Source organism: Rosistilla ulvae (assembly GCF_007741475.1).
Classification (GTDB): Bacteria; Planctomycetota; Planctomycetia; order Pirellulales; family Pirellulaceae; genus Rosistilla; species Rosistilla ulvae.
Genome location: NZ_CP036261.1, coordinates 1,458,163 through 1,470,951, shown reverse-complemented (window position 1 = coordinate 1,470,951; position 12,789 = coordinate 1,458,163). Strand labels below are relative to the sequence as shown.

The 12,789-nt window shown below is 58.8% G+C and carries 9 protein-coding genes; 8 read left to right on the top strand and 1 reads right to left on the bottom strand.

What is annotated here, in order from left to right; all coding sequences use genetic code 11:
- Positions 1–100: 100 nt before the first annotated feature.
- From EC9_RS05340 to EC9_RS05325, 4 genes are read left to right on the top strand one after another with little or no spacing between them, the layout of a single operon-like run.
- Positions 101–616, top strand: coding sequence for a sigma-70 family RNA polymerase sigma factor (locus tag EC9_RS05340; RefSeq protein ID WP_145343018.1), 516 nt, complete (start codon positions 101–103; stop codon positions 614–616).
- The gene (locus EC9_RS05335; protein ID WP_145343016.1) at positions 613–1,605 is read left to right on the top strand and encodes an anti-sigma factor family protein; all 993 of its coding nucleotides are present in this window, start codon (positions 613–615) and stop codon (positions 1,603–1,605) included. Before EC9_RS05340 ends, EC9_RS05335 begins: the two co-directional genes overlap by 4 nt.
- A gap of 37 nt (positions 1,606–1,642) precedes the next feature.
- Positions 1,643–4,351, top strand: a complete 2,709-nt coding sequence (locus EC9_RS05330) for a DUF1592 domain-containing protein (RefSeq protein WP_145343014.1) — start codon at positions 1,643–1,645, stop codon at positions 4,349–4,351.
- 19 nt (positions 4,352–4,370) lie between these two features.
- Complete coding sequence (locus EC9_RS05325; protein ID WP_145343012.1) at positions 4,371–5,675, top strand: DUF1552 domain-containing protein; 1,305 nt, start codon at positions 4,371–4,373, stop codon at positions 5,673–5,675.
- A 437-nt stretch (positions 5,676–6,112) separates the two neighbouring features.
- Here the strand turns inward: EC9_RS05325 and EC9_RS05320 are convergent, their stop codons facing one another.
- Positions 6,113–7,558: a TIGR00341 family protein gene (locus EC9_RS05320; protein ID WP_246105965.1), complete on the bottom strand. Its 1,446-nt coding sequence runs from the start codon at positions 7,556–7,558 to the stop codon at positions 6,113–6,115.
- Between the two features lie 241 nt (positions 7,559–7,799).
- On the opposite strand from EC9_RS05320, the gene EC9_RS05315 reads away from it, so the two are divergent.
- The 4 genes from EC9_RS05315 (at position 7,800) to EC9_RS05300 (ending at position 12,717) form a co-directional block, all read left to right on the top strand.
- Positions 7,800–9,401: a glycine--tRNA ligase gene (locus EC9_RS05315; RefSeq protein WP_145123999.1), complete on the top strand. Its 1,602-nt coding sequence runs from the start codon at positions 7,800–7,802 to the stop codon at positions 9,399–9,401.
- 138 nt (positions 9,402–9,539) lie between these two features.
- On the top strand, positions 9,540–10,331 hold the full coding sequence (locus tag EC9_RS05310; RefSeq protein WP_145343010.1) for a DUF1559 domain-containing protein: 792 nt from the start codon (positions 9,540–9,542) through the stop codon (positions 10,329–10,331).
- A gap of 463 nt (positions 10,332–10,794) precedes the next feature.
- Positions 10,795–11,772: a c-type cytochrome domain-containing protein gene (locus EC9_RS05305; RefSeq protein ID WP_145343008.1), complete on the top strand. Its 978-nt coding sequence runs from the start codon at positions 10,795–10,797 to the stop codon at positions 11,770–11,772.
- A gap of 81 nt (positions 11,773–11,853) precedes the next feature.
- A complete protein-coding gene (locus tag EC9_RS05300; protein ID WP_246105964.1) occupies positions 11,854–12,717 on the top strand; it encodes an ABC transporter permease in 864 nt (287 codons plus the stop codon).
- Positions 12,718–12,789 lie beyond the last annotated feature (72 nt).

The following is a 12,789-nucleotide window of genomic DNA, read 5'->3' as shown; positions in this document are numbered from 1 at the left end:
AACGGCAAGCTGAGCGACGGCACGCCCCCTTGGCGGCATTTTTTCTGCAAAATGTTGGCTAAGTCTTTGGCCCGTCGCGTCATAGTTATAGAAAGCGACCATGAAACATCCCCCCGACCATACCCTCCAAGTGCAACAGTTGTTCGTTCAGCATCAATCCCAGCTGAAAGCGATGGCGATCGCGCTGAGCCCCAACTTCATCCAGGCCGACGATTTGATCCAAGAGACCTTCCTGACGATCACCGCCAAAGCGGAGGAATTCGACCTGGAGACCAGTTTTCTCGCCTGGAGTCGTTCGATCCTGCGTTTCAAACTCATGGAAGCCCGGCGGGCGGCAAACGTCCGCAGCGTCGATGTCATCGATTCCTTGATCGCTTCGTGCCCGGACGACTGGGCTAGCGAAGAGCGCCTGCAAGCGCTGACCAAATGCCTCGGCGACCTGGCCCCCAAATCGCGCGAGATCATTTCCTTGCGTTACCAACGCGAGCACTCTCCCACGCAGATCGCGGAGATTCTGTCGCGAACCGTGAATTCGATCAACGTCGCGCTCTCCAAAACGCGACTTGCACTGCGCGAATGCATGGACCGGCAACTCGCCGGCGAAGGCTCGCAATGAAAGACGACTACATCGATCGGTTGATCGGAGCGTTCTTGGACGATGCCCTTTCGGAAGCGGAACAAGCCGAGTTCGAAACACTGATGCTGCACTCCGAACCGGCCAGGCAACGTTTCTGGCAGCTGGCCGAAGTGAGCGGCTTGGCGTCTCAAGCCGCCCTGGCAGCTTGGCCGCTCGACGATCCATCTCCCACCGCGGCGGCTTCCCATCCGGTCCATCGTCGATCCGAATCATGGAGCATCGCGTCGGCGATCACTCCGCCCGGCAAATCGACCTACGTCTTGGTGACCGGAATGCTGCTGGGAGTTCTGATCACGGGAGTCGCTTGGCCGGTAACGCGACTTTTGCAAATGCCAGCAGAAACACAACTCTTCCGCGAAGACTTCGAATCGGGAACCGCTCCCGGCGTGAACGGCCCGCCGACGATGCCGGGGCGATTCAGTGGCGACTTCAGCCAAGTCGTCGCCGACCAACCCAACGTGCAAGCCGCCAGCGGCGATCGGATGCTGCAAATGTTGCGGGCCGATTACGAAGCGAAGTCCGATCCGACGGGCAGCCACTGGGGAGACCTCTATCGCTTGATCGACCTCCGATCGTTCCACTCCCAAATGGCCGGTGGAGTCACGATCGCCACGGCTAGTGCACAATTTAACTCCTCCCCCCAGCCCCGGGACGAAGGAATCCGATACCTGATCTCGATGACCGCGATCGACGCGCAGACGGCTGCGAAACCGCAACTGCTGGCGGGAGATCTGAAGAACCGGAACGCCTTGGCGATGGCCTACCAGAGCTGGCGGCTGGACATCGATCCGGCAACGTGGCAGCAGGGAAACTGTGAAATCAAGCTTCCCGCCGAGGCCGATTTTTTGTTGATGCACATCGCGATCTGCCACGCCGGCCCAGAAGACCTCGACTCGGGGCACAGGATCACTTTTGCGGGGCACTTCATCGACGACATCCAGCTTTCGCTGACGCATTACCCGCGCTAACCGCTTAACCAATCATCAATCTATCCTGCCAATCGATATGCCAAAGTTCGCACTTTCATTTCTGTTTTCGATCGCGATCAGCTTGCCTGGGGCGTGGCTCGCCGCGGCAGAGGTGCCGGTTGCAGCCATTGCCAAGGACCACTTCGCGCTGCTGCAAAAACATTGCGTTGCATGTCACGGAGCCGAGAACGCGGAAGCTGCCTTCCGCGTCGACGACCTGCCGCTGTCGATCGAAGACAACCCGACGGCGGCGCGTTGGCAGAAGGTTCTCGGCGCGTTAAACGCCGGCGAGATGCCGCCGCCGAGCGAACCGGCGATCGACAAAGGAGCGAAAGCCGACTTCCTGGCCCACTTGGCCGACGTGATGGTCACCGCGCGTCGCGTCCTCGCCGACCAAAAGGGACGGATCACGATGCGGCGTCTGAATCGACGCGAGTACCGTAATACGCTGCGAGAATTGTTGGGAGTCGAGATCACTGTCAACGATCTTCCCGCCGACACCGCCAGCGGACGCTTCGACACGTTTGGTTCGGATCTCTACCTTTCGAGCACTCAGTTTGAACAGTACCTGGCTCTGGGACGCGAAGCGCTCGAAGAGGCGTTTGAATGGGACGCTGCGGCCGATGTCGAAAAGAAGCTGCGTTTTGAGACCGAAGAGATCACCGAAAAGGTTCGCCAGCGGATCGAAGATCAAAGAGACGCGTTGGAGCGTGCGACGCGTTGGGCAAAGCAAGTCGATGCCGCGGTGGAGCTGCCCGAGAATGCAGAGATCATCGCCGAGATTCGAGCGGGACCACTGGGCAACCATCGACACATCTTCTATCGCAATTGGAAGAAGTTGCCCGACGTGCTCGCGCCGGAGACCTTTGGCTTCCAAACCGAAGAGAACAATGCCGACAAAGCGATCTCCGCTCTCACCCCATTTCATCTCCCCTATCACCAGTACTATTTAGAACAGCCAGCGGTTGAATCCGGTGCCTATCTGGCGGCTTCCAACGAACATCCGTCGGTGCTGGATAATGCGACGATCAACCTGTTGGTTCCGTTCAGCTGGCCCGTCGGCAACTACATCGTCCGCTTTGCCGCCGCAGTAACTCCCGACGCCACGCCCGAGCGGCGGTTCATCGAATTTGGAATCAATCCACGGTCCCAACAAGCGTTCAGCGCCCATGAGATCACGGGGACGATCGAATCGCCCCAAGTCGTGGAATTCCCGCTGACGATGACCCGCGCCAACAAAGACCGCTTCAATCGTTGGTTGTTCCTCCGCGAAAAGGGGACCCGCGACGACTGGGTCCAAGCGACGCGAGTTGCCCGGGAAGGACGCGACGAAAACGATGGGATCGGACGTAAGTTCTCGCTGTGGGTCGATTGGATGGAGATTGAGCGCGTCCCAACGGCAGGCCAGCCGAAGCCGCCGGGGATCGCTGCGATCGACAAACTGCAATTCCACGACAAATCAGCCAGCCCCACAAGCGATGAACTGCACGTCGCCTTCAAGCAGTTTGCCGCCGAAGCGTTTCGTGGCGTAGCGCCGACGGAGACCTATATCGATCGTTTGGTCGCAATCTACGAAGGGCACCGTGGCCAAGGAGAAAAGCATCCCGATGCACTCAAACAGACGCTGTCGATCGTGCTCGCGTCGCCGATGTTTTTATACCATTCGGAGCCGCGGACGACCGATCAGCCACGGCGTCTGAACGACCGCGAATTGGCCAATCGACTCGCCTATTTTTTGTGGGGTTCGCCGCCAGACGACGCGTTGGTCGGCCTCGCCCAAAAGAACGAACTGCATCGTCCCGAAGTCCTCGCCGCACAAGTCACGCGTCTTTTGGACGACCCGCGTTCGGAAGACCTCGTCAACGCGTTGACCTATCAATGGCTGGGCCTCGAACGACTCGACTTCTTTGAGGTCAATCAACAAAACCATCCACGATTCGACAACAGCACACGGAAAGCCGCTCGATTGGAGATCTATCAAACTGTGAGCCTGCTGTTGAAAAACAACAGCAAACTGACCGATCTGTTGAAGAGCGATTATGCAGTCATCAACGCGGTGCTCGCCAATTATTATGGCATCGATGGGGTTCACGGTGACGAATACCGCAAGGTCGCACTCCCCGCCGATTCGCCGCGTGGTGGATTGCTGGGAATGTCGGCGATTCATTTGATGGGCAGCAACGGCGACACCACTAGCCCGGTGGAACGAGGCGTCTGGGTGCTGCGGAAACTGCTAAACGATCCACCGCCACCGGCACCGGCCAACATTCCTCAACTGGCTCGTCTAGCGGGTCAGGCGCTGACAACTCGCCAGCGAGTGCTCGCCCACCAGGAGGAGCCACAATGCGCAAGCTGCCATCGCAAGATCGATCCGATCGGTTTTGGACTCGAAAATTTCGACGCCGTCGGCGCCTGGAGAACCGAGGACAGTTACCACGCCGCCGATGACAACGGCAAACCGAAACCGGACGGCAAAATCAGCTGGACGATCGATCCATCGAGCGCATTGCACAACGGCCCAGCATTTCAGAACTACTTTGAACTCCGCGACCTGATCGCCCAGCGTCACGATGCGTTTGCCCGCGGCTTCACCGAGGCCTTGATCCAATACGCGCTGGGGCGCCCGGTGTCGTTCAGCGACGAAAGTCTGATCGAAGAGACGCTGCGGCAGGCCGGCGACCACGACTTTGCCATCCGATCGTTTGTTCAATCGTTGGTTCAAAGCACCGAATTTCAATCGAAGTAACCTAAGGATAACCCGCACCATGTTCCCTACAAATCGAAAACCCTCGCGGCGACAAGTCCTTCGATCCGCATCGGCTGCCGTCACGTTACCCTTCCTGGAATCGTTTGGCTTCCGGCGATTCGCCCGAGCTGCGGCTCCCGTGGCTCCTCCCAAACGGATGATCTTCTTGGGCTTCGGCTGGGGCGTGACGGAGGAATCGTGGTTTCCGGACATGAATACGCCGGGGGCCGATTACCAGATTCCGCTAGGGCTGAAGCCGTTGGAACGCCATCGATCCGATTTCTCGGTCGTGCAGGGACTGCGGAACAAGTTTTCAGTCGAAGGTCATGCGGGGAGCACGTGGTGGCTGACCGGTGCCAACCCATACGGCCAACCGGGACAGAGTTTCTGCAACACGATCTCCGCCGATCAGGTCGCTGCCAAAGAGTTTGGAATGCACACGCGCTTCGCTTCGCTGCAGCTCGATCACGCGGAATCGGCAGGACGGTCGGGGCACGGCCCTGGGCTGTCGCTAGCCTGGGACGCCAGTGGGAAACCGATCGGCGGCGACAAGGAACCGATCCAAGTTTTCCACCGCCTGTTCTCCAAAGACTCGCTGCCACTGGAACAACGCCGCGCGATGATCGCTCAACGCAAGAGTGTGCTCGACACGGTTCTGGAGAATGCCCACAGCCTGCAACGCGGCCTGGGGAACCACGACAACAAAAAGCTGGATGAATATTTTGAAAGCATCCGCGATATCGAAACGCGATTGAGCAAAGACGAACAGTGGCTGGAACGGCCGCGTCCAGCGGCTCCATTGCCGCAACCCCCTTCGGAAATGATGGGCCGCGAGGAGATCCGATTGATGTACGATCTGATGGTTGCCGCGATGCAGACCGACAGCACGCGCGTGATCACCTATCGCCAACCCGTCTCGGCGCTGCTGACCAGCATCGGCCAAGACGTCGCCCCGCACGACATGAGTCACTATCACGGGACGCGAGGCGAGAAACTGGTCTGCTCGCAGAAACGCGACACGACGCAGAGCATGCTGCTGGCCGGCTTGCTCGATAAACTCAAAGAGACTCGCGAGGCGGACGGCAGCCGCTTGTTCGACAACCTCGTGTTGGCTTATGGAAGCAACCTTCGCACCGGCCACAACCTGACGAACTGCCCAACCCTGATCGCCGGCGGCGGCGCGGGAATCAAGCTGGGCCAAAACATCGTCGTCCCTCAGGACACGCCACTCTGCAACGCTTGGCTAACGCTGCTTCGCGGCGTCGGCGTCAACGCCCAACAACACGGCGACAGCACCGGCACGATCGATCAAATGATCGCCTGACCAGCATCGCGAACAACCGCAGCGATACCATGTCGGGTCGGACAACATCGCGCGGGGAAAACAACAAGCCCGCCGGCATCAAACACTGGTCGATTCGGCGGTTCGCTCGTGAGACGAACAAAGTAAAAGGAATCGAAGCGGAGCACGTCCCACCGACGGTCCAGAGCGATCCATGGTTCATGGGCCGTTGGATATCACCGGCACTTGGATAAGCAAACGAGACGCCTCTTGGGACCGCCAGCTTCTCCATGATTCGTTGGCTCGCGAGAAGAAGCCAAGAGGGAGGGATCGCTTTTTCCCGGTTCGGAGCGACATCGCACTCGTTCGCGGAGGCGATTCCGTTTTGGGACATCGGGTGGGCAGAGCGTGTTGAATTGCGAACATCCAGAGCAATCGCCGCGATGGAATCGATCCCGGCGAAAATACTCTTCAAACGCTCAGTGCTCGACGACCACGACCAGGACCAGCGAGGTGAGGATCAGCAGCAGCATCAGGGCGCGGTTGGCCCAACGCTGCTTCTTGCCAAAGCGATGGTCGCCGCGGATGCCGCTGAGCCACAAGATGAAGGACGATCCGACCATGATCGTCAGCACATTGGCGGTGAATAACAACAGCGGGCCGGTGACGGGCAGACACCGCGTGGGCGTTGTCGCGATCGGCAGGAAGGCCAGTTGCAATCCGGCGGTCGCAACCGGTGGGACCAACGCCGCGGCGATCGCTGCGCCGGCCAAGGCGCTCGACAGGTGCGACCGCGTCCGCGCGTAAGCGGCTGCCGAACCGCCGACCAAGCCGACGAGAAAGTCGAGAATCGATGGATTGCTGCGAGCCCACATCTCGGGCGTCACCTCGGCTCCTTGAACCATCCGCACCAACAACCCGAACAAAAAACTAGTCGCCAACGCGCACAGAAAACCAACGCCGACCGTCATCCCGGCGCGGCCAAACAGCGGGCGGTTGCCATAGGCCAAGGCGAGGCCGGCTCCCATGATCGGCGTCATCAATGGCGCGACTAACATCGCCCCGATGATCACCGCGGCGGAGTTCTGCACCAACCCAAAGGCCGCCAGACAAGTCGCGGCGCACATCATCGCCACAAATTCGAACTGCAGCGACGAATTGTCGGCTAGGTTTTCGGCCAGCTCCATCCGCGCCTCCCGCTCCATCGGCGGCGACCATTCGAAGATCTTCTTCTCGATCGACGACCAAGTATGCTCCACCCAGCCCATCCGATGGCGAAGGATCACAACCGTCGCGGGAATATCGAGATCCAACAATTGACGCGCGATCGCGAGATCTCCGTTCGGCTTGGTCGTCCGTTGGACCGCCGTGACGACAAGATCGTTCGATTGCAACTGAAGTTCGGCCAAACGATCGACCAACAGCTCGCGGCGACGGGCGCTGTCGGCGGCGGTCAGTTCATCGGGAGCGTCAAACGCCAGCTTGGGTTCGGCCATCTTGGGATTGGCTCGGCAGATCCGACCGATCGAATCCGATTCGTCGTTGAGCAGTTCGACGATCCGGCCGACCTCCCCCGAAAACTCCGCTCCCGGATCCAACAGCATCGTGCGGCAGGGAGAACGTTCGAACAGGTTGCTGAAAAACGCTTGCTGTTCGCCCGCGTAGGGCATCACAAACCAATCGACATGGCGGCACTGCGACAACCGATGCAGCAGCTCCGCCTCGTTTTCCGTAACGCATTGCACGCGACTCTCGACCGACAGTTGCTCGCTGCAGCGATTCGCGTAGGCCGCCAACGAACTCTTCGCTTCTGCAATCACCCAGATCGTGACCGTCGACGCCGGGGTGGAACCAAAATGAGCCAACAGCGGCAGACAGCGGTCGAGCTGCTGGACGGAACTGGCAAGCAAAATCAACTGCGACACGAACAAATCCCCCTCAAATCGGGCTCGCATCGACGCCTGTCCGCTCCGATTTGTCGAAACCAAAGGTCGATCGAACACGTATTGACGCAAATCGCTCGTCGGCCAACAAGTGGCCTGGGCGATGAGATTCTCAACCGGTCTACCTGTTTTCTGAAAAGCGTCGTAGACTTGCGGACATTCAATAAGCGTTCAACCTTCTTTAAAACCCCAAAACTGCCAGAGTCTAGCCGCCATGATGCCAATGGAGAAACTCGTCGCGCTGTGTAAACGGCGTGGTTTCCTGTTCCAATCCAGTGAAATCTATGGAGGGCTGCAAGGTTTTTGGGACTACGGACCGCTTGGCGTCGAGCTGAAGCGGAACGTCAAAGCCGCTTGGTGGCACGACATGGTCGGCGGCCACAACGAATTGGTCACGCCTCCCGGTGCCCCCGGCACGTACGAAATGACCGGCCTGGATTGCACGATCATCATGCATCCGCAGGTCTGGAAGTGCTCGGGCCACTACGATCTGTTCCACGATCACATGGTCGATTGCCGCGAGACACGCAAGCGTTATCGTTTCGACCAAGTCCGCGGACGTTGGGTCGAAGCGAAGGACCAGAAGATCTTTGTCACCACGACCGTGGAAGCCGACGAAGAGCAAGCCGATGTGCAGCGGCGGGCACTGAAGTTCTTTAAGCTTCGCCCCAAAGATGCCGAATCGCTGAAATACGACGGCGATTTTGCCACCTTGGACAGCGTCCAAGAGCAGGAAAAAGTCTTGGGTCCCGACGCCAAGGAACTCGGCACGCTGACCGAACCGCGTGAATTCAACCTGATGTTCAAGACGACCATCGGTGCTCTCGGTGGCGAAGCGGACACCGCTTTTCTGCGTCCCGAGACCGCGCAAGGCATCTTCGTCAACTTTAAGAACGTTCTCGACAGCAGCCGGATGCGGCTGCCGATGGGTATCGCCCAGATCGGCAAGAGCTTCCGCAACGAGATCACGCCGCGGAACTTCACCTTCCGTTCGCGCGAGTTCGAACAGATGGAGATCGAGTTCTTCTGTCACCCCGACGAATCGCACAAGTGGTACAGCTACTGGCGCGATCGCCGGCTGCAGTGGTACAAGGACATGGGCCTTTCCAGCGACCGCTTGATCATGCGTGAACACTCTGCCAGCGAACTGGCCCACTACAGCGTCGGCACCGCCGATATCGAATACGCCTTCCCGTTCATGGCCGAAGGGGAATATGGCGAATTGGAAGGGGTTGCCCACCGCGGCGACTTTGACCTCCGCAGCCACATGGAAGGCAAGCTCGATCCGAAGACCAAACCGATGGAAGTCGAAAAGAACGAGCATGGCCAACCGAAGCATCGCGGCAGCGGCAAGGACCTCAGCTATCGCGACGATCTGACGGGCGAAAAGTACATTCCCCACGTCGTCGAACCCTCCGCCGGTGCCGACCGCGCGACGCTCGCCTTCTTGTGCCAAGCGTTCAGCGAAGACGAACAGCCCGATGAAAAGGGGAAGATGCAAACTCGTACCGTGCTGAAATTCCACCCGCGGCTGGCACCGATCAAAGCGGCTGTCTTCCCGTTGGTGAAGAAGGACGGAATGCCCGAAAAGGCGAAAGAAATCTACGGCATGCTGAAAGAGAAGATGTCGACGTTCTACGACGAAAAGGCGGCTGTTGGTCGTCGCTACCGTCGCCAGGACGAAGCGGGCACGCCTTTCTGCATCACCGTCGACGGAGATTCGTTGAAAGAGGACACCGTCACGATCCGCGATCGCGATTCGCTGAAGCAATGGCGTGTGGCGACCAAAGACCTGGTGGCCGAGCTGACCGAACGGCTCAGCTAACGACCGCCAACTTGGTGTCGATCGGTCGATCGAAGAAATCACAGCAGCACCCTACAACGGCGGAGTCCGCTTTCCAGTAGGATGGTTCGCAGGTAAGGGAGTGGCGACGGGCCGCTCCCCTACCTACTGTGGGGCGTCATGAGCAATCAGCCACCACCTGCACAGTTTCCTCCCGACGATCCTTACGACCAACCGGGGAATCCACCGGCAGAAAACAACAAGTTGTTAATCATTGTGCTGGCCTTGTTGGGGATCGGGGCGCTGTCATGCCTGGGGATCGGCGTCGGTCTGTTGTTGCCTGCGGTCGAAGCCACCCGCGAAGCGGCGCACCGCGTGGAGTGCAGCAACAACATGAAACAGATCGCCCTGGCGATGCACAATTACCACGACACGTATGACACCTTGCCTCCCGCCTACACCGTCGATGAAGCCGGGCAACCGCTGCACAGTTGGCGGACGTTGATCCTGCCTTTTCTTGAACAGAAAGCACTTTACGATCAGATCGATCTGAACAAGCCATGGGACGACCCTGTCAATCAGCAGGTCGCCTCGTCTGTTCTCGAAGTCTTCGGATGCCCATCAGACTCCGATCCAGCGCTCACCAACTACGTCGCCGTCGTCGATCCCGCTGGCATCATGTCCGGTCCGGTCAGCACGAGTTTCCGAGATATCTGGGATGGTTCAGCCTACACGCTCCTGTTTGTCGAAGTCGGCCCGGAACATGCCGTCCCTTGGATGAGTCCTCAAGATATCGACTTGCCAACGTTCGAGAGCTTTGCCGGGCAAGAACGGCACGCCACCAACCATCCTGGCGGAACACACATCAGCCTAGCCGACGGCTCAATCCGCTTCTTTCCCAACACAGCCGATTCTCCAACGCGTCGCAGCTTGCTCACCAAAGCGGGCAATGAACGTGTGACGATGCCCTAAGATGGCAGATCAGGTACCCGCCGCGTTTATGGCGAGTGAATCGATGGGGCAGGCATATTGCTAGCACCCAACAAAACCGGGCGTCAATCGACCGGGCGTCTGCCGAGCTGAATGGCGTGGCAATCGGCGAGGTTGTATGACAGGCAAGGGAAGTCTTGCCTACTTTTCCAAATCGGCTTCGTGCTGCGGTTTCGCTCGGGGGAAAGCACTTTTTCAAACTGGAGAGCCAGAGGAAATGGTAACCCGACGCGTAAGCGAGGAATTCACATTGTCCTTCGCTTACGCATCGGGTTACCAATAATCCCCAGACTCAAACAGCGATTTGCCCTGCGGTTTGGCTCGGGGTCATTACTCGCAGCGACAACAATCGTTTACAATAGCAGTGATCATAAAACGAGAAGCCTTCTCTTTGCCCTTGCTTCGCCATCGCCTACCAACGTACTCCCACCCTAAAATCACTGCGATGAAAAACACCACAATCACCGGGATCGCCCTTTGTATGGCGATCCTTTGGAATCAACCGATCTTTGCCGCGGGCCCTTTGAATGACGACGGCCAAGTGATCGACTTCCAGCGCGACGTCGCGCCGATCTTGCGAACCAAGTGCCTCTCGTGTCACGGCCCCGATGACGCCAAAAACGATTTCCGCGTCGACGATCCGGAGATCATGGCCGACTACATCGAAGCGGGTGATCACGAAACCAGTTCGCTGTACATCGATTACATCGTCGCCGAAGATCCCGACATGCTGATGCCGCCGGAATCCGAAGGGCCGATGTCCCCTGCGGAGATCGCGATCCTCCGTTTGTGGATCGAAGAGGGAGCGAATTGGCCCGAAGACGCGCAGGTCGTTCTCAGCGATCCAGCCGCCGTCGACGTAGTCATCGTCGAACCGGTCCCGGTTCCCGACAGCCTGGCTAGCCGCGTTTGGGCGTTCCAAGGCTATCTGCATCCGGCCACGGTCCACTTCCCCGTCGCGCTGCTCACCTTCGGCGCGGCCTTTGTCGTGCTGGGATACAAGTGGCCGCAACTCGCCCATCCGATTCCCTTCGCCTGCCTGTTGTGCGGTGCACTCTCGGCGATCGCCGCTTCGGCGATGGGCTGGTCCTTCGCGGACCAAGAGGGATACGGCAGTTGGTCCAAGGGGCTGGAAGCTTCGATCTCGCGGCACCGTTGGACGGGCGTCGGTGTGACGATCACCTCCGTCGCGTTTGCCTTGATCGCGATCAAAGCTGAAATGAACGAGAACCTCCGTTTGCGTAAGGTCTGGCAAATCGGTCTGTTGATCAGCGCCGGGATGGTTGGCTTGGTCGGCCACATCGGCGGCGAACTGACCTACGGCGAAGAGTTTTATCACAAAGCCTTCGAGATCCTGTCCGGTACGGATTCGGAACTGCCGGTGATCGAAATCGAAACGGTTTCGACCGACGGCGAATCTTAAAAATTCACGGTGGCTGGACCACCTCGCGACGTGTAGCGCGTCGCGAGATCCGAAGGCCCTGATGGTGACATGAAAAGCACGATGGCTGAACCCAACCAAGGCCCGCACTACGGACGCGTCCTGCTGACGTTTGCCCGCAACAGCTTGGTCCGCGACATGACGTTTCGGGCCAACTTTTTGTTCCAGTGCATCAGCAGCGTCTCCTGGACGTTGATGAACGTCGGCTTCTATTTGATCATCTTCCAGTACACCAATTCGATTGGTGAAGGGACCGGTTGGCACAAGCACCAGTTTTTCCTGTTCCTGGCGACGACCTGGTTTATCAACAGCCTGGTCCAAGCTTTTTTCATGCCCAACGCGGAAGAGTTCAGCGAATTGATCCGCACCGGCGGGCTCGATTTCGCCCTGCTCAAACCGATCGACACCCAGTTTCTGGTCTCGTTCCATAAAGTCGACTGGTCCAGCCTGTCGAACTTTGCCGTCGGTCTGGTTCTGGCGGCGATTTCGCTCAGCTACCTGATCACCGATCCCGTCGCTCCGCTGCAGATCACCGCCACGATGGTCGTCTTGTACCCGCTGTTCATCCTCTGCGGCGTCGCGATCATGTACAGCTTGATGATCTCGTTATCGGCGACAAGCATCTGGCTGGGCCGCAACCAAACGCTCTACAATTTTTGGTTCTACATCACCAACTTCAGCCGCTACCCGATGGAGATCTATCAGAACGGCTGGGGCTGGAGTCTGTGGGGGCTGTTCACGTTTGTGATCCCCGTGCTGGTTGTCGTGAACGTCCCGGCAAGGATCATTGCCAAGCCACTGGATCCGCGGGCGGCTTGGGAATGGCCGCTGGCCGGATTCATGCTGTTTGCAACCGTCGTCTGCCTAGTCGCCAGCCGTTGGGTGTTCCGCAAAGCACTGCTCAGCTACCGCAGCGCCAGCAGCTGAGCGCCCCCGTTGAGCCTGTGTCCCCAGCGGGCCGCGCGTTTTCTTGAGGCAAACGCTGGACACTCAGTACCG